This is a genomic window from Rhodobacteraceae bacterium D3-12 (assembly GCA_025916135.1).
GTDB lineage: Bacteria > Pseudomonadota > Alphaproteobacteria > Rhodobacterales > Rhodobacteraceae > JAKGBX01.
On record CP104793.1, the window covers coordinates 1970392 to 1987138 of the forward strand.

Consider the following 16747-nt stretch of genomic DNA (forward strand, 5'->3'; position numbering starts at 1 on the left):
GTGTCGCACCGGAGGTGTGCAACAAACCTGGCTGGCCCCCACTTTAGCCCACGCGCGACGATGCCTTTGACCGGTTTAGCCGTAAAGCACCCGCGCGCGCTCTTCAAAAGCGCGCACGATCCGCTGCATCGCTTCATTGAAAAACAACCCGATCGCCTTTTGCAGAATGATGTTCTTGAACTCGAAATCTACATGAAAGCTGACTTCGCAGCCGCCCTCGACATCCCGGAATGCCCAGTCCGAGCGCATGTATTTGAACGGCCCGTCCAGATATTCTGTCTCGATCCGGTGCTCATCCGCAAACAGCCGCACCCGGCTGCCAAAGCGTTCGCGAAAGACTTTGAAGGAAATCACCAGATCGGCCAGCATCTCTTGACCGCCGCTCGCCATCGGTGTCACCGAGCGCACCCGCGCCGCTGCGCACCAAGGCAGGAACTCTGGATAGGACGCCACATCGCCAACCAGATCAAACATCTGGCGCGCGGTATAAGGTAAAATCCGGGTCTCCGAATGTGTCGGCATATCGCTCCACCAAAGCGTTTCAATTGTGAGCATCAGGCGCAAATCAACAGGATTGCGCCCAAATTATCGTCAGGATCCGTGCATTTCGACGTGCCCCCGCGCCGCGCCATTCACGAAATGCTTTAGCCGGGTGACACGGGAGCCTCATGTCGTATGGTGTGGCAAAAGTTTCAAGGGGAAAACATGCCACAGCGCCCTTATGTCATAGACACTATGATCTCGGCCAAGACCATCGCCGCACGAATCGAAGACCTTGCCCTCGCCATCCGCGAGGAGTTTTCAGACACCGACAAGCTGGTCGTTGTCGGGCTGCTGCGCGGCTCGTTCGTGTTTATCGCCGACCTTGTCCGCGAGCTGGACATGCCGGTCGAAGTCGATTTTCTTGAGGCCTCTTCTTATGGCAACGACATGGAATCGAGCCGCGAAGTGCGCATTCTCAAGGACATTCGCGGCCAGATCGAAGGCCGCGATGTGCTGGTGGTTGAAGACATCGTTGATACCGGCTTTACGCTCGATCACGTGATCCATCTGCTCAAAAGCCGCAAACCCAGCAAGCTGCGCACCATCGCGCTTCTGGACAAGCCGAGCCGGCGTGAAACCCAAGTCAAGGCCGACTGGATCGGCTTTGAAATTCCCGATGAATTCGTGGTCGGCTATGGTATTGATTTCGCGCAGAGAAACCGCAACCTGCCCTATATCGGCAAGGTGCGGTTCATCGACGAGGTTTGATTACCATTCGGCCCGAATGCGGGCGGCCTGTTCGCGTTCGGCCTCGCTCAGCGCGCCATTGACCGCCTCGCACACCGGTTTCACGCGATCCAGTTGTTCGGGTGAAATCGCGTCCAAGCCCCAGAGGCAATAGGCCCCGGCACGGGCGTTATTGCTCCAATAGCCGGGCCGGTTGATCAGGAAATCGGCAAGGTTCACCCCGGCATTGCCATCCCCAAGCGCCACCGCTTCGAGGTAAAGCGCATAGGCCGCAAGGTCGTTTTGTTCGCCGCCGATCCCGCTTTCATACATATAACCAAGGTTGCCCATGGCGACGCCATAGCCGGTTTTCGCGGCCTCCGTATAGATTTCACGCGCGCGGACCTCGTCCTTTTCGACGCCGTTGCCCATGCGGTAAAGCTCGGCCAGCGCATTGCCCGATTGCCCGTTGCCAAGCGCCAACCCGCGCTCATAAAGCCCGATCGCCGCCTTGAGATCGACCGCGCCGCCCTCACCTTGGGCATGCATCCGGCCCCGCTCCCAGAACGCATGCGGGTAATCCTTGGCGATCCCCGCTTCGAAAAGTGCGGCGGCGCGCGCGTAATCCTGCGCGATCCCGTCAGGGGCCTCGCGCAGCAGCGTCCCTAGGTTGAACTCGGCTTTCGCAAACCCTTGGGCGACGGATTTTTCATACCATTCCATGGCCTTAACCACGTCTTTGGTGACGCCATTGCCGTTTTCATAGGCAATCGCCACGATGTTTTGCGCATTCGCATTGCCGGCCTCGGCCGCAGGAATCAGGATTTTGAGCGCTTCCTCGTGGTGGCCATCGAGATAGGCCAGACGCGCCGCATCAACTTCATCGGCCTGCGCGGCGGGGCTCACGGCAACCGTGAGGCAAAGCCATAAAGCGACAAAGCCAAGTCTCGCAAAAATAGGGTTGGTCATCATAAAACTCCGGTTTTGAATGGCATCAGTTTAGCGGGTTTTTCGCCATCTCCAAGCCTTTGCGCCGCGCAATGCGAGTTGCCGGTGAAATCACAACCCCGTGAGGCTCTGTTCATCCCTGCACATAATGCTCTGCGCTGGCACCTGTTAGGCGTTAGGCTGGATGCGGTTATACTCGTCACACACACATACCCAACAAGGAGCGATTTTATGAAAAAGACCGTTGCTGCCCTTTCGGGCCTTATCCTTGCAGGCACAGTTGCCAGCACCGCAATCAGCGACAGCCACGCCGACCCCGCCATCATGAAAGCGGTCGAAGCGCGCCAAGCACAAATGACGCTTTATGCGTTCAACCTCGGCTTGCTGGGCGGGATGGCCAAGGGCGCGATCGACTATGACGCCGAAGCGGCCACGGGTGCTGCCAGCAACCTTGCTGCGCTGGCGATGAGCGATCAGTCACGGATGTGGCCGAAGGGGTCGGACACCGATGCGTTGGGCGATGCTACGGCGGCGCTCCCTTCGATCTGGGCCGAGGGCAGCGATGTCGGCGCCAAGGCCAAAGCGATGGCCGATGCCGCAGCCGCGATGAAAGAGGCCGCCGGTGGCGGGCTTCAATCGCTCCAAGGGGCCATGGCGGCGGTTGGCGGTGGCTGTGGCGGCTGTCACAAAGCCTATCGTCAGTCCAAAAACTAAACCGCGGACCTCGTAAGAGAGGCGTTTTACCCAACAGAAAGGGGTGGCATCTGTCACCCTTTTCAGGCGAGGAACGATGCGTAAACTGTTGAAAATAGTCGTGGTTCTGGCTCTCATTGGCCTTGCCGTGTTTTGGTTTGTCACCCGCCCTTCGCGCGTTGACCCTGATGCGCTCGCCGGGCTGAGCGGTGATGCGGCCAAGGGAGAGCAGGTGTTTTGGGCGGCGGGCTGTGCCGCATGCCATGCCGCGCCCAAAGCCGAAGGCGAGGCGCGTTTGGTTCTGGCTGGCGGGATGGCTTTTGCCTCTCCCTTCGGGACGTTTTTTGCCCCCAATATTTCGCCCGACCCCGAACATGGCATCGGCGGCTGGAGCCTTGAGGCGCTGGTCAACGCTATGAAGCATGGCACCGGGCCAAATGGCGCGCATTACTATCCCGCTTTCCCCTATACCTCGTATGCGCGGGCAGAGTTGGCCGATATTGCCGATCTGCATGCTTTCCTTGCGACGTTGCCTGCTTCGGACGCGGCCAATACCCCGCATGACGTGGGCTTTCCCTTTAACATCCGCCGCTCGCTTGGCGGTTGGAAATTCCTGTTTTCACGCCCTGAATGGGTGATGGATGTGAGCGGAGATGAGCTGGAACGCGGGCGCTACCTTGTCGAGGCATTGGGCCATTGCGGCGAGTGTCATACACCGCGCAACGCCTTAGGCGGGCTGGATTATTCCCGCTGGCTTCAAGGGGCTGCAACCCCCGACGGCAAGGGCAAGGTGCCTGCGCTGACGCCTGATGCGCTGACATGGTCGGCGGTTGATATTGCGGCCTATCTTGGCACCGGGTTCACCCCGGATTTCGACAGCGCGGGCGGGCATATGGCCGATGTCGTGCTGAACCTTGCCAACCTGCCAAAAAGCGACCTTGCGGCGATTGCGGCCTATCTCAAGGCGATGCCAGCGGCGGACGGCTGAGCAAATCATTTCGTGATTGTGGCGCCATTGGTTAGGATGGCGCCATGCGCAGCCGTGTTTTTCAATTTGTGTGTGATCACTGGCGCGGGCGCTTGGCGTTGCTGCCGAGCTTGCTGCTCACGCTTTTGGCGCTGCGTCTGTTGCTGGATGGCGCGACCACGGCGCGGCCCGTTACCTGGTCGCTCACCGCGACCATCGCGATTAGCCTTGTGTCGGGCGCGGTGCTTTTCTGGCAGCTGGTCGGCGGGGTGCGCGCCGTGGCGCGGTTCGGGCGCGATCTCTTTGCCACGGCTGCGGGTGGGCTGGTGGTGATTATCACCGCCATGCTGTTTGTGAACGCCGAGCTAACCCATTGGGCGGCGCGGGGCGAGATCCCTGTGGCGCTGCCCCTGCCCCCGAAACCCTATGAGGTGGTGAACGGCGTGACACGCATCGACGGGCCGATTGATTTTGTGGTGCTGACCCGGCTTGAGCTGGCCATTGCCGCGCATCCCGAATTGACGCTGCTGGAATTGCAAAGCGACGGCGGGCGTATTCCGGCGGCCCGCGCAATCGCGCAGCGGATCGAAGCGGCCAAGCTTGATACCCGCGCGGTCGGGCTTTGTGCGTCGGCCTGCACCTTGGTTTTCATGGCAGGTCAGAACCGCAGCCTTGGACAAGACGGCGCGCTTGGGTTTCACGCCTATGCTTTGTTGCGCAACGACAACCTGCAAAATGCCCGTCAGGAAGAGGCCCGCGACCGCGCCTATCTAAGTGCCAAGGGGATTACGGATCGGTTTATGGACCGTGCCTATGCCACGCCGCCCGATCAGCTTTGGACACCCACGCGCGACAACCTGCGCGCCGCCGGGTTTCTCACCGAGGCGGGTGGCCTATAGCCTGCTAGAACGGCTCCCGCAGCACGGCGCTTCGGACCGATGGATTAATGCAACCCCTGAAGCACGCCCGCGCTATCGGTCAGCGGTCGGCGCAGGGTCATCAGGCGGCGTGCCTCCTCTGCCTTGCCCTGCCGGATCAACGCATGCAGCAGCGTAAAGTCGAGGATGTCGCGCTGTGCCCGGCTTCCGCCGAGGCGCTCGTGGCTGGACAGCACCGGCAAAATCGCGGCCTCGGCCCCGGTCCAATCGCTGGCGGCGATGGCACGAAAGGCGTTGGCGCAGGGCGCAACGATATCGGCAGAGGGGCCTTTCGCGCCCTCGATCATCCGCAAAAGCGGTGCCTCGTCCCCAGCCATCGCATAGGCCAGCGCCGAGTGCACATCGGCAAAGCCAAGCCCCGGTTCGGGAAAGGTTTTAGCGGCAAAATCCGACACCGCCTGCCAACGCTCGGCGGACACGCTCAGCCCGGCCAATTCGGCGCGAAAATAGACGGCAGCAAGGTCGGTCAACACGTTCAAAGGCGGGCTTAGCGAGGTTTCGGGCATCAGATCGGCGTCGATCGTGCGCCACATCGTGGCCTCATCCCCCGTGGCCAGCGCCCAGAGCGCAATGTGCCACGCGTTGTGGCAATGCATGCCACCGGCGCGATCATAGCCGGTCATCCAGTCGCTAAGATAGCTGAGCCCGTCGCGGGTCTGCCCCTCTTCGTAAAACAGATGCGCACGGATATGGGCGCCATGGGCCGAACGCGGGCGCAGCGCCAGCGAGGTTTCAATCGCGCCATGGGCGCGGGCCAACTGCCCCACTTCGATCTGGGCAAAGGCGAGCTGCGACAGGAACCAACCATCCTCGCCATAGGCCGGGGCAAGCTGTTCCGCCAGTGCGAGGTTTTCGGCCTCGCGCCCCGCTTCGCCCGAGAAGCCGATCAGCGAGAACACCCCAAGCGAGGTGGCCGCCACCAATGCGTCACGCGGATAATCCACCAGATGTGCGCGCACTTGCGCATACCCTTGGGCAATCCGGCCATTGATCAGGGCGTCGAAAATCTCAAGATGGCTGCGCGCCTGCCCGGTCAAACCCTGCCCGGCCTGCATCGCCTTGGTCATCATCGCGCTGGCTTGGGCGCCGTGGCCATAGACCTGAAGGTTGCGCGCCTGAGCGGCAAGAGCGAGGGCAAAGCCGTCATCGGCGTCAATCGCACGTTGAAACGCATCCGCGACCCCCGGTTGCGCTTCGAGATAGCCGGTCATCCCTTCGATATAGGCGTCACGCGCGGTTTCGGACGTGGTGTGGAGGGGGTTTCCGTAGGCGTCGGTCAGCATTATGGCACCTTTTCTGACATAGATTCTCCCCAGCCTAGCAGCGTGTTGAGCGGGCCGCTATAGCCCGCGCCACAGTGGGCAATGGTCTGAGGCTATGGGTGCATGCGCCACGCCAAAGTTGCGCAATTTTTGGACAGGCACCACGCGAAACGCACCGCCATCTCCGGGTTCAAAAACTGCACAAGGCACTGCCCCACCAGAGGCGGACAGCATCAACCCGACCGCCCCAACGGCTTACGAGAAATGACGCCAGACCGAAATCTTAAGCCTGACCCAATTTCGCCAAACGGTTCTCGCGCAGACGCGCAAAATCATCGCCCGCATGATAGGACGAGCGTGTCAAAGGCGTGGCCGACACCATCAGGAAGCCTTTGCCATAGGCGGATTTTTCATAGGCCTTAAACTCATCCGGGTGGACGAATTTATCAACCGCATGGTGTTTCGGCGTCGGTTGAAGATATTGGCCGATGGTCAGAAAATCGACGTCCGCTGCGCGCATATCGTCCATCACCTGTTTGACCGATTGAGCATCCTCGCCAAGGCCCACCATGATGCCAGATTTGGTGAACATCGCGGGGTCCAGCTCTTTCACCCGCTGCAACAGGCGCAAGCTGTGGAAATAGCGCGCGCCGGGGCGCACCGTCGGGTAAAGGCCCGGAACGGTCTCAAGGTTGTGGTTGAACACATCGGGACGCGCCTCGACCACGGTTTCAAGCACGCTGTCGTCGCATTTCAGGAAATCTGGCGTCAGAATCTCGATGGTCGTGCCGGGAGATTGATGGCGCACGGCGCGGATCGTCTGGGCGAAATGCTCGGCGCCGCCGTCCTCTAGATCGTCGCGATCCACCGAGGTGATAACCACATGGTTCAGCCCCAGCGTTTTGACCGCATGCGCCACGCGCCCCGGCTCGAACGCGTCCAGAGCATCGGGCCGCCCGGTCGCGACATTGCAGAACGAACAGCCACGGGTGCAAATCTCGCCCATGATCATCATGGTGGCGTGACCCTGGCTCCAGCATTCACCGGCGTTGGGGCATCCCGCCTCTTCACAGACTGTCACCAGCTTGTTTTCGCGCATGATGCGGTGCGTGTCGGCATATCCCTTGCCAGAGGGGGCTTTTACCCTGATCCAGCTTGGCTTTTTCGGCTGGGCCTTGTCGGGGCGGTGGGCCTTTTCCGGGTGGCGTTCGCCGGGGATGTTGAGATCACGCATCGGGAAATCCTTAGAGACGTTTCCGCCCTTATATATGCCCCTAGGTCAGGATGTCATGTTCGAATGTGATAAACCAGCCATGCGCCGCAATCATGGACCTGAGGCTTGAGGGGTGACGCGCCCGAAACTGGGACGATTATGGCGGCTCAGCCTCAAAGGCTGGCCGCGTTTTCCGTGGCGGAAAACAAGCCGAAATCCGCGAGGGATTTCGGTGCCCGCGCGGCGGCAAGCACTTGGTTTCCGGCCTGTTGCAACAGTTTGGCCAAATCATCAAACCACGCAACCGACCCGGACAGGTCGCGCCGCACAAGCCCGATGGTGCGGCTGGGTTCAGGCGCCGGAAATTGCATCAGGGCAAGATCGGGCGTCGCCGCCAGCGTGCTGGTCAACGCCAGTTCCGGCAGGAACGTCAGCCCGAACCCTTCGGCCACCAGCCCCGCCAACGTGCCAAGCGAGGACGCGCCAAGATCGACCCGCGTGGAGGCGCGTTTCAAGCCGCAGACCTCCAGCGCCTGATCGGCGAGGCAATGCCCCTCGTCCAGCAGCAGCAATCGACCGGGGTCAAGCGTGGCCGGATGCACCGGCGTCGCCCGCGCGTTGAGCGAAGCAAGCTGGGCGCGCGATCCCGCCAGCAGGAAGCGATCCTCAAACAGCGGCGCTTCAATCAGCCCATCCACCCCCGACGGCAGCGCCATTACCGCCGCATCAAGCCGCCCATCGGCCAGATCCTCAAGCAACGTGCCGGTCTGTGCCTCACGCACTCTCAGATCAAGCGACAGGTCCGCAGCCCTGAGCAATGGCAGCGCCACCGGCAAAAGATAGGGGGCCACGGTGGGAATGACCCCAAGCCTCAGTTGCCCGCGCAGCCCGCCTTGCCAGCGCACGGTTTCCTGCATCATTTCGACTTCGTTCAGGATCACCTGTGCCGAACGCAACACCGCCTGTCCCGCCGGGGTCAGCGCAAGTCCCCTGCCCTGACGGTCAAACAATGTGCTGCCCAACCGCTCCTCCATCTCGCGAATCTGCGTGGACAGCGCGGGTTGCGTGACGTGGCATTGCTCGGCCGCGCGGCCAAAATGGCGGGTTTCGGTCAGGGCAACAAAGTATGAAAGCTGGCGCAGGGTAATATCCATAACCCCAAATTATCAGAATCCAAAGAATATGCAATTTCCAGTTATGCAAAACCCAGCTTAGAGTGATTCCAGAACTTATGGACTTACCCACTCAACAACATCGCAGGGAGGCAAACTTATGGATGGAAACTCTTGTCCGATTACGGGCGCACAAAAGGTCGACAACAAAGACTGGTGGCCCAATCAGATTGATCTGAGCATTTTGCATCAGCATTCGGCCAAATCAAACCCAATGGACCCGGATTTCGACTATGCCGAGGCGTTCAAATCGCTCGATCTTGACGCGCTCAAGAAAGACCTGTTCGCCCTGATGACCGACAGCCAGGATTGGTGGCCCGCAGATTACGGCCATTACGGCGGCTTGTTCATCCGGATGGCGTGGCACGCGGCAGGCACCTATCGCACGGCCGATGGGCGCGGCGGCGCTTCGACCGGCAACCAGCGGTTTGCCCCGCTCAACAGCTGGCCCGACAATGGCAATCTCGACAAGGCGCGCCGCCTGCTCTGGCCGCTGAAACAGAAATACGGCAACAAGATTTCATGGGCCGATCTCTATATCCTTGCGGGCAATTGCGCGATCGAAAGCATGGGCGGTCCGGTGTTCGGCTTTGCCGGTGGCCGCGAAGACATCTGGGCCCCCGAAGAAGACGTCTACTGGGGTCGCGAAGACGAATGGCTTGCCACATCGGATCACGCGCAAAGCCGCTATTCCGGCGACCGCGAGCTTGAAAACCCTCTCGCCGCTGTGCAGATGGGCCTGATCTACGTCAACCCCGAAGGGCCGGACGGCAACCCCGATCCTGTCGCGTCGGGCCGCGATATTCGCGACACGTTTGCGCGCATGGCGATGAATGACGAGGAAACCGTGGCGCTGACCGCCGGCGGGCATACCTTTGGCAAGGCGCATGGCGCGGGCGATGTGTCCCATGTTGGTGTCGAACCCGAGGCCGGGCCGCTTCAGGACATGGGCTTTGGCTGGCTTTCCACCCATAAATCGGGCAAAGGCGTCGACGCGATCACCAGCGGCATCGAAGGCCCGTGGACGGCAAACCCGATCCAGTGGGACAACGGGTATTTCGACCTTCTGTTCGGCTATGAGTGGGAGCTGACCAAAAGCCCCGCAGGCGCGCATATCTGGCACGCGGTTGACCTCAAGGACGAGGATCACGCGCCAGAAGTCGATGGCTCGGGCAAGAAAGTGCCGGTGATGATGACCACCGCCGACATGGCGATGAAGATGGACCCGATCTATGGCCCGATTGCCAAGCGGTTCCACGAGAACCCGGACCAGTTTGCCGATGCATGGGCGCGGGCTTGGTTCAAGCTGACCCATCGCGATATGGGGCCAAAGGCGCGTTACCTTGGCCCGGATGTGCCGCAGGAAGACCTGCTTTGGCAAGATCCGGTTCCGCCGGTTGATCACCCGCTGATCGACGCGGCCGATATCGAAGAACTGAAGTCGCGCATTCTGGCCTCGGGCTTGTCAGCGGCTGATCTGGTGACCACGGCCTGGGCCTCGGCGTCGACCTATCGCGACAGCGACAAGCGCGGCGGTGCCAATGGGGCGCGCGTGCGTCTTGCGCCGCAAAAGGATTGGGAGGCCAACGAACCTGCCCGCCTTGCATCGGTGCTCGACACGCTGGCCGGTATCCAGAACGCGTTCAACAGCGACGCGCCGGGTGGCAAGAAGGTCTCGCTTGCGGATCTCATCGTGCTGGGGGGCAACGCAGCGATCGAAGCCGCCGCCGACAAGGGCGGTCACGCGATCAAAGTGCCGTTCTCGCCGGGGCGCACCGATGCCACGGAGGCCCAGACCGACGTCGAAAGCTTTGAGCCGATGGAGCCGGTCGCCGACGGGTTCCGCAACTTTGAAAAGGGGCAATACACGCTGCGTGCAGAAGAGTTCCTGATCGACAAGGCCCAGCTTCTGACGCTTGGCGCGCCGGAAATGACGGCTCTGGTCGGCGGGATGCGTGTGCTTGGGGCAACCCATGGCGGCGCGGCGCATGGTGTGTTCACCGACCGTCCCGGCACGCTGAGCAACGATTTCTTTGTCAACATCACCGATATGGCCACCCAATGGGCCCCGTCGAATGACGAAGAAACCCTGTTTGAGGGCCGTGACCGCACGTCCGGCGCCGTCAAATGGACCGGCACGCGCGTTGACCTTGTGTTCGGGTCGAACTCGCAACTGCGCGCTCTGGCCGAGGCTTATGCCCAGTCGGACATGCAGGGTAAATTCGTGCGCGACTTTGTTGCTGCATGGACCAAAGTAATGGAGGCGGACCGCTTCGATCTGGCCTAAAGCCAGCGCGATCAACCGCTTGAAAACCCATAGATCGGGCGCGAGGGGGAAACCTTTCGCGCCCGTTTTCATGGTGCAGCCCCTTTGCAGGATGTCGCAGGGATTGCATTCACGTTGCACCGCTTTCGGAATCGCCTTAATTCGCTACGCAGACAAATGCTGCAACTGCAAAGAAGGTGTATTCCAATGATGCAAGGTTTCAAGGTTCCCAACGTGACGTTCAAAACCCGCGTGCGTGACGAGGCCGTAGGCGGCCCCAACCCGTTCCGCTGGCAGGACATGACTTCGGACGACTATTTCAAAGGCAAGCGCGTGATCCTGTTCTCGCTGCCCGGCGCCTTCACGCCGACCTGCTCGACCTATCAGCTTCCCGGCTTTGAAAAGAACGCCGAAGAATTCGCCGCCAAAGGCATTGATGCGATCTATTGCATGTCGGTCAACGACAGCTTTGTGATGAACAAATGGGCCCAAGATCAAGGGCTTACCACGGTTCAAGTCATCCCCGACGGCTCGGGCGAATTCACCCGCAAGATCGGCATGCTGGTGGGCAAGGACAACCTTGGCTTTGGCATGCGCTCGTGGCGCTATGCGGCGATCATCAACGACGGTGTTGTTGAGGCATGGTTCGAAGAGCCGGGCCGCGACGACAACCATGCCGAAGACCCTTACGGTGAAAGCGCGCCGGAAAACCTTCTGGCTTACCTGACCGAAAAAGCGGCCTAAACTGGCCCTTTCGCCTATTCAATAACGGCGATCTCGCGGCTCGCCCCCACACTGGGGCGGGCCGTTTTCGCATTTACCAAACGGTGCCAACAGAAGCGCCACGACTTGCCAAAGCCGCATCGACACGGCAGGCAGGTGAAAGACAATCCAAAGGATGATCCGATCATGGACTGGCAAGCTCATCGCCGCGACGCCCATTCGCTGGGGCGTACTCAGGAGTTCCTGAAACAGATCACCTATGGCGGCAACGACGGGATTGTCACCACCTTTGCCATTGTCGCCGGTTTTGTCGGCGCGGCCAGTGATGGCATCGCTCAGATTGGCGCATTGGCCGTGTTGGTCTTTGGCGTCGCCAATCTGCTGGCTGATGCCGTAAGCATGGGGCTGGGAGAGTATCTTTCGACCCGCTCGGCGCATGATCTTTATCACGCCCGGCGCAGCCGCGAGATGCACGAGATCGAGGTAAACCCCGAACAAGAGCGGCTTGAGCTGCGCACCATTCTGCATCAACGCGGGCTAAGCGATGCCGACGCCGAGGCCACAACCGAGATCCTGTCGCGCAATCCCGATATGATGGCCGACCTGATGATGACCTATGAATTCGGTATGATGGACCCGGCAGAAGACAACCCCGTCGTCAACGGCTTCGCCACGTTTCTGAGCTTTGTGGTCTTTGGCGCCGTGCCGCTTGTGCCTTACTTCCTGCTCGAGCCGACGGCGCAGACCTTCAACCTGTCGCTGGCGGCGTCTGGGGCTGCTCTCTTGGCGCTTGGGCTGTTGCGCTGGAACGCAACGGGTGAACATATCGCCCGCTGCGTGGGGGAAACCATGGCTGTCGGCTCGGTCTGTGGCGCGGTGGCCTATCTGGTGGGCTGGGTGATCGGCGGTTAGCCAATCATCGCCGCCCCCGCCCCCAACGTTTCATAGTGGCGTAGCAACCGCTGCAATGCGATGCGCAGCACGATTTTGCCTGAACGCGCGCTCCATCCCAGCTGTTTTTCGGTGGTTTCCAACCCCTCAAGGTAGCAACAACAGCTGAGCGCCACATCGCCAAGCCCCGGCCCAAGCTCTCGCAGCGCCGCTTTCAACCGGTCACGCGCGGCGGCTGAACCGGCATGATCGCTGCCGCTTGCGTCGCTCTTGTCTTCGACCTTGTCCTTGCCTTTGAGAAAGAACGCCTCCCAATTGCGCGGCAAACGTGCGCCCATCTGAGCCAGCTCGAAATCTTCGCGCAGACGCTCACCTGCGGCGACAAGAGTGTCACGCAGAAACAAATCGCCATCGCGATCGCGCCGCCGCGACAGCGCGGTCAGGGGCGACTCTCCGAATGCGGCTTTGAGCCGTCGGCGCGTACCCTGCCCGGCTGCGATGTCCTTGCCGCTGGCGTTTGCGCTCGCATTTGCCGAGTGCTGGGCGCCGAACGGGCTCTGGGCCTCGGCAAACCCCTGCGCGGCGTTTTCCGCCTCGGCGATTATGCGCGACAAGGCACTGCGCCCCGCAGCCGTGATGTGATAGCGGGCGATGCGTCCGGGGTCCGAACAGGTGATCCAATCCTTCAGCGCCAATGCCTGGGCCACGGTGCGTTCAACCACTGCCGTGCGCGTCGATTGTCCGCCCTCGCGGTCGCGCACGACCACCGCCTTGTCCATGTCCGCCGACACCGCCAACACCGCGCCCGGCTCGCACAATCGTCGCAGCACGCGGCGCGCTTCACGGTTCAGCGTTTCATCATCGGGGGTGGTCATGTCTGCTTCGGGTATGTGAATGCCCATGGTGTCTCCGTTTTTGTTTGTGGATTGCACGATTGCCGGGATCATTTTGCGCCCGAGTTGGCGCAACGCCTCGTCAATCAGAAAGTCATCGCGCAAATTTTCGAACCTTCGAACCTGTCGCAGCACAGTCGAGGGATGGCACGCCTCCTTACGTGCCAATGCCCGAATAGAGACACCCCGTTCGGTGTGTTCCAGATACCGACACGCCGCATCGGGAACCCAACCGGGCATGTTCATCTTGTTAACGAATTGCATTGCTGCATCTGCCATGTCGAAATTGTCTCCAGATGGGTTTTCCACAGGTTTTCCACAAAACCGCTCACAACTCTGGCGAGCAAAAGTTACCTTGAGGTTAATTTTTGCGATATCAGTAACAATCGTTTCCAAAAGCTAAACAATCCTAACCCGACCGCGCGGCGCTCGCGCGCTCGGCGCAACGCCTGGTTGAGTCGTGCAAGGGTGACCCTCACGACAAGCGAAACGAAAGGACTTGTGATGACTGATATTTTTTCGATGCTGAACGCCCTGCGCCGTCCGAGACTGCTTATTCAAGCCGCCCGCGCAGGCAGTGAGGACTATCGCCGCGACCCGCATCTCTATCGCTTGCTGGGGCATCGCATTTTGCCCAAAAGCGGCGAGGCCCTGTTGTTGCTGATGGAGTTTGAAGCGGAACAGAACCAGCTACGGCTCGATAAAAGCAGCGCCTATTCCCTGATCTCGCATGTGGATTTGTTGATCGCGATGATGGGCGAGGCCCAGCTTGTGCGCGCCTTTCAAAGCGCGCCGACATTGGTCGAAGCGTAAGACAAATCCGACCACGCACAGCGGTTCAAATGGCCGCTATGCGGGGCTGTCGTGCCGACCTTGGTGTTGGGCACAGCCGCTGCCAGCCGGGCAAACCCGCCCGGCTTAGATAAAGCTGTCTGGCACGGCCTCTTTCTTCGCTGCGACATAAGCGGTGAGCGCCTCGTCTATCGCCGGGTCAATCGCGGGCTGTTGATACTGCGCCAACATTTTCGCCACCCGTTCGGTGGCCAAGCTCTGCGTATCGCGCGCGCCCTCGTCTTCCCATGTTTCAAACGGTTTATAGTCAAGCACATCGCTCTTCCAGAAGGCCGTTTTGAAATTGGCTTGCGTATGTGCGCACCCAAGGTAGTGCCCGCCGGGGCCAACCTCGCGGATGGCATCCATGGCCTGTGCATTCTCGTCAAACCTCACGCCGCCGGCCATGCCATGCAACACCCCAAGCTGGTCCGCATCCATCACGAATTTCTCATAGGACGACACCAAGCCGCCTTCGAGCCAGCCACAGGAATGCAGCATGAAATTCACCCCGGCCAGCAGCCCCATATTCAGGCTGTTGGCGGTCTCGTAAGCAGCCTGTGCATCGGGCAGCTTCGAGCCACAGAACGACCCGGCCGAGCGATAAGGCAGCCCCATACGCCGCGCCAGTTGCCCCGCGCCATAGCTGACCAACGACGCTTCGGGCGTGCCGAATGTGGGCGCGCCTGATCCCATGTCGATCGAGCTTACAAAAGCGCCAAAGATCACCGGCGCGCCGGGTTTGACCAATTGCGAATAGGCGATCCCGGCCATGACCTCGGCCAGAACCTGTGTCAGGGTGCCCGCAACCGACACAGGCGCCATCGCGCCCCCCACGATAAAGGGCGAGATGATACAGCCCTGCCCGGCCTCGGCATAAACCTCAAGCGCGCCCATCATCACGTCATCAAACGTCATCGGCGAGTTGATGTTGATCAGCGAGGTCATCACCGCGTTCTCGGCGACAAATTCCTTGCCGAACAGGATCTGCGACATCTCAACCGAATCCCGCGCCCGCTCTGGATCGGTCACCGAGCCCATATAGGGCTTGTCCGACAGGGTCATATGCGCGAGCAACATATCAAGGTGCCGCTTGTTCACCGCCACATCGGTCGGCTCGCAAACCGTGCCGCCGGAGTGGTGCAACCACTTGGACATATAGCCAAGCTTCACGAAGTTGCGGAAATCTTCCATCGTGGCATAGCGCCGCCCCCCTGTGGCGTCGCGCACAAACGGCGGGCCATAGACCGGCGCCAGCACGAGGTTCTTGCCGCCGATCTCGACCGTGCGGGCCGGGTTGCGAGCGTGCTGGGTATAGCTTGACGGCGCGGTCTTGCACAGCTCACGCGCCAATCCGCGCGGGATATGCACCCGCTCGCCCTGCACATCCGCCCCGGCCGCTTTCCAGCGTTCCAGAGCGGCGGGGTTGTTCACAAAGTTCACCCCGATCTCTTCGAGCACCTGATCGGCATTCGCCTCGATGATCTCAAGTGCTTCCTCGTTGAGGACTTCGAGGTTGGGAATATTGCGCGTGATATAACGCGCGGTCTCGAATGATACGGAACTGCGCTCGGCGCGGCGGGCTGCGCCGCCACCTGTCCGGGAACGTCTGCGGCTGGTGGTTTCGCTCATTGTGATGTCCTGCGATTGAAAGCACGGAAAGGTGTTGAGCACGTTATTAAGAGCAATCCACCCGCCATCGCGGCAGGGAAGCGGCCTTTGAGGTGGAAATGCGACATGGGCACGTAATTTTAGCCGGGTTTTGCGGCCCTACCTCTGGTGGCCCTGCAAGTGTCTCCAATCTTCGCCCTTCTGTCTAAGATCAGAACACCGACCAGCCGGTCTTTTGCACCAGCCGTTCAATCGCCAACGTGCCCAGTTGCGAATTGCCCCGCCCGTTCAACCCCGGAGACCAGACCGCGATCGACGCCTTGCCCGGCACAATCGCCAGAATGCCACCGCCCACGCCGCTTTTGCCGGGAAGCCCCACGCGGTACGCAAATTCACCCGAGCCGTCATAATGCCCACAGGTCATCATCAGCGCATTGATCCGACGCACCCGCGCCTGTGATACCAACCGCGGCCCGGCGTCATGCCCGATCAAAAACCGCCCCGCCAGCGCCAGTTGGCAACATGTCATCTCAAGCGCGCATTGATGGAAATAGGTGCCACAGACCATATCTGGCCGCCCGCGCAACGTGCCATGGGCGGCCATAAAATGCGCCAGCGCCATGTTACGGTCGCCATGCGCCTTTTCCGAGGCGGCGACTTCCGGGTCAATATGAATGTCGTCATCCCCCGCGGCATCACGCACGAACCTGAGCAATTCCCCAAGCGATTCCCGCGGCATATGCCCTTCCAGATACGCATCCGTCGTCACCAGAGCCCCGGCATTGATGAACGGGTTGCGCGGTTTTCCGGCCTCATGCTCAAGCTGAAGGATCGAGTTGAAGGCATGGCCCGACGGCTCGCGCCCGACCCGCTGCCAAAGCTGGTCGCCGCATCGCCCAAGCGCAAGGCTCAGCCCGAAGACCTTGGAGACCGACTGGATCGAAAACCCGACGCATGCGTCGCCCGCATGCAGTAATTGCCCTTCGGCCAGCGCCACGGCGATGCCGAAATGGTTCGGGTCCACATCGGCAAGCTCGGGAATATAGGTCGCCACATTCCCGCGATCCGGCGCCGCGCGCATTTCCTCGGCAATCTCGTCTAACGTGGCCTTCAGGGTCATCTTGATGCGC

16 protein-coding genes are annotated in these 16747 nt (G+C 60.8%); 8 read left to right on the forward strand and 8 right to left on the reverse strand.

Annotated features, from left to right (window positions below):
• Window positions 1-75 precede the first annotated feature (75 nt).
• Entirely contained in the window at window positions 76-522 is a 447-nt protein-coding gene (locus N4R57_09705; protein UYV39548.1) for a type II toxin-antitoxin system RatA family toxin, read from the reverse strand.
• Window positions 523-705: 183 nt separating this feature from the next.
• Here N4R57_09705 and hpt point away from each other — a divergent pair, with 183 nt between their 5' ends.
• Entirely contained in the window at window positions 706-1251 is a 546-nt protein-coding gene (hpt, locus tag N4R57_09710; GenBank protein ID UYV39247.1) for a hypoxanthine phosphoribosyltransferase, read from the forward strand.
• Here hpt and N4R57_09715 read toward each other — a convergent pair whose 3' ends face one another.
• On the reverse strand, window positions 1252-2178 hold the full coding sequence (locus N4R57_09715) for a sel1 repeat family protein (protein ID UYV39248.1): 927 nt from the start codon (window positions 2176-2178) through the stop codon (window positions 1252-1254).
• A 210-nt stretch (window positions 2179-2388) separates the two neighbouring features.
• Between N4R57_09715 and N4R57_09720 the strand changes: the two genes are divergently transcribed.
• The 3 genes from N4R57_09720 to N4R57_09730 all read left to right on the forward strand — a co-directional run bounded on the left by N4R57_09720 (window position 2389) and on the right by N4R57_09730 (window position 4716).
• A complete protein-coding gene (locus N4R57_09720; protein UYV39249.1) occupies window positions 2389-2871 on the forward strand; it encodes a cytochrome c in 483 nt (160 codons plus the stop codon).
• Window positions 2872-2947: 76 nt separating this feature from the next.
• Window positions 2948-3838 carry a cytochrome c gene (locus N4R57_09725; GenBank protein UYV39250.1) on the forward strand — a complete coding sequence of 297 codons (891 nt, stop codon included), beginning with the start codon at window positions 2948-2950 and terminating at the stop codon, window positions 3836-3838.
• A gap of 44 nt (window positions 3839-3882) precedes the next feature.
• Complete coding sequence (locus N4R57_09730; protein ID UYV39251.1) at window positions 3883-4716, forward strand: hypothetical protein; 834 nt, start codon at window positions 3883-3885, stop codon at window positions 4714-4716.
• Window positions 4717-4760: 44 nt separating this feature from the next.
• Here N4R57_09730 and N4R57_09735 read toward each other — a convergent pair whose 3' ends face one another.
• The 3 genes from N4R57_09735 to N4R57_09745 all read right to left on the reverse strand — a co-directional run bounded on the left by N4R57_09735 (window position 4761) and on the right by N4R57_09745 (window position 8384).
• A complete protein-coding gene (locus N4R57_09735) occupies window positions 4761-6038 on the reverse strand; it encodes a tetratricopeptide repeat protein (protein UYV39252.1) in 1278 nt (425 codons plus the stop codon).
• Between the two features lie 262 nt (window positions 6039-6300).
• Window positions 6301-7251 (reverse strand): lipoyl synthase, encoded by a 951-nt coding sequence (gene lipA / locus N4R57_09740; GenBank protein ID UYV39253.1) that lies wholly within the window; start codon window positions 7249-7251, stop codon window positions 6301-6303.
• Between the two features lie 152 nt (window positions 7252-7403).
• Window positions 7404-8384, reverse strand: a complete 981-nt coding sequence (locus N4R57_09745) for a LysR substrate-binding domain-containing protein (protein ID UYV39254.1) — start codon at window positions 8382-8384, stop codon at window positions 7404-7406.
• Between the two features lie 118 nt (window positions 8385-8502).
• Between N4R57_09745 and katG the strand changes: the two genes are divergently transcribed.
• The 3 genes from katG to N4R57_09760 all read left to right on the forward strand — a co-directional run bounded on the left by katG (window position 8503) and on the right by N4R57_09760 (window position 12303).
• The gene (gene katG, locus N4R57_09750; protein ID UYV39255.1) at window positions 8503-10689 is read left to right on the forward strand and encodes a catalase/peroxidase HPI; all 2187 of its coding nucleotides are present in this window, start codon (window positions 8503-8505) and stop codon (window positions 10687-10689) included.
• 186 nt (window positions 10690-10875) lie between these two features.
• Complete coding sequence (locus N4R57_09755; protein UYV39256.1) at window positions 10876-11412, forward strand: peroxiredoxin; 537 nt, start codon at window positions 10876-10878, stop codon at window positions 11410-11412.
• Window positions 11413-11577: 165 nt separating this feature from the next.
• Window positions 11578-12303 carry a VIT1/CCC1 transporter family protein gene (locus N4R57_09760; GenBank protein ID UYV39257.1) on the forward strand — a complete coding sequence of 242 codons (726 nt, stop codon included), beginning with the start codon at window positions 11578-11580 and terminating at the stop codon, window positions 12301-12303.
• Here N4R57_09760 and N4R57_09765 read toward each other — a convergent pair.
• On the reverse strand, window positions 12300-13454 hold the full coding sequence (locus N4R57_09765) for a DUF6456 domain-containing protein (protein ID UYV39258.1): 1155 nt from the start codon (window positions 13452-13454) through the stop codon (window positions 12300-12302). The genes N4R57_09760 and N4R57_09765 overlap by 4 nt on opposite strands.
• Window positions 13455-13679: 225 nt before the next feature.
• Between N4R57_09765 and N4R57_09770 the strand changes: the two genes are divergently transcribed.
• Entirely contained in the window at window positions 13680-13988 is a 309-nt protein-coding gene (locus N4R57_09770) for a DUF6477 family protein (protein UYV39259.1), read from the forward strand.
• 105 nt (window positions 13989-14093) lie between these two features.
• On the opposite strand, the gene N4R57_09775 is transcribed toward N4R57_09770, so the two are convergent.
• Window positions 14094-15638: a trimethylamine methyltransferase family protein gene (locus tag N4R57_09775; GenBank protein UYV39260.1), complete on the reverse strand. Its 1545-nt coding sequence runs from the start codon at window positions 15636-15638 to the stop codon at window positions 14094-14096.
• Between the two features lie 190 nt (window positions 15639-15828).
• Window positions 15829-16737 carry a glutaminase gene (locus tag N4R57_09780; GenBank protein ID UYV39261.1) on the reverse strand — a complete coding sequence of 303 codons (909 nt, stop codon included), beginning with the start codon at window positions 16735-16737 and terminating at the stop codon, window positions 15829-15831.
• Window positions 16738-16747 lie beyond the last annotated feature (10 nt).

Excerpts from the sequence above, each read along its gene's own strand:
- N4R57_09705 (UYV39548.1), bottom strand. The coding sequence starts at position 522 with ATGCCGACACATTCGGAGACCCGGATTTTACCTTATACCGCGCGCCAG.
- hpt (UYV39247.1), top strand. The coding sequence starts at position 706 with ATGCCACAGCGCCCTTATGTCATAGACACTATGATCTCGGCCAAGACC.
- N4R57_09715 (UYV39248.1), bottom strand. The coding sequence starts at position 2,178 with ATGACCAACCCTATTTTTGCGAGACTTGGCTTTGTCGCTTTATGGCTT.
- N4R57_09720 (UYV39249.1), top strand. The coding sequence starts at position 2,389 with ATGAAAAAGACCGTTGCTGCCCTTTCGGGCCTTATCCTTGCAGGCACA.
- N4R57_09725 (UYV39250.1), top strand. The coding sequence starts at position 2,948 with ATGCGTAAACTGTTGAAAATAGTCGTGGTTCTGGCTCTCATTGGCCTT.
- N4R57_09730 (UYV39251.1), top strand. The coding sequence starts at position 3,883 with ATGCGCAGCCGTGTTTTTCAATTTGTGTGTGATCACTGGCGCGGGCGC.
- N4R57_09735 (UYV39252.1), bottom strand. The coding sequence starts at position 6,038 with ATGCTGACCGACGCCTACGGAAACCCCCTCCACACCACGTCCGAAACC.
- lipA (UYV39253.1), bottom strand. The coding sequence starts at position 7,251 with ATGCGTGATCTCAACATCCCCGGCGAACGCCACCCGGAAAAGGCCCAC.
- N4R57_09745 (UYV39254.1), bottom strand. The coding sequence starts at position 8,384 with ATGGATATTACCCTGCGCCAGCTTTCATACTTTGTTGCCCTGACCGAA.
- katG (UYV39255.1), top strand. The coding sequence starts at position 8,503 with ATGGATGGAAACTCTTGTCCGATTACGGGCGCACAAAAGGTCGACAAC.
- N4R57_09755 (UYV39256.1), top strand. The coding sequence starts at position 10,876 with ATGATGCAAGGTTTCAAGGTTCCCAACGTGACGTTCAAAACCCGCGTG.
- N4R57_09760 (UYV39257.1), top strand. The coding sequence starts at position 11,578 with ATGGACTGGCAAGCTCATCGCCGCGACGCCCATTCGCTGGGGCGTACT.
- N4R57_09765 (UYV39258.1), bottom strand. The coding sequence starts at position 13,454 with ATGGCAGATGCAGCAATGCAATTCGTTAACAAGATGAACATGCCCGGT.
- N4R57_09770 (UYV39259.1), top strand. The coding sequence starts at position 13,680 with ATGACTGATATTTTTTCGATGCTGAACGCCCTGCGCCGTCCGAGACTG.
- N4R57_09775 (UYV39260.1), bottom strand. The coding sequence starts at position 15,638 with ATGAGCGAAACCACCAGCCGCAGACGTTCCCGGACAGGTGGCGGCGCA.
- N4R57_09780 (UYV39261.1), bottom strand. The coding sequence starts at position 16,737 with ATGACCCTGAAGGCCACGTTAGACGAGATTGCCGAGGAAATGCGCGCG.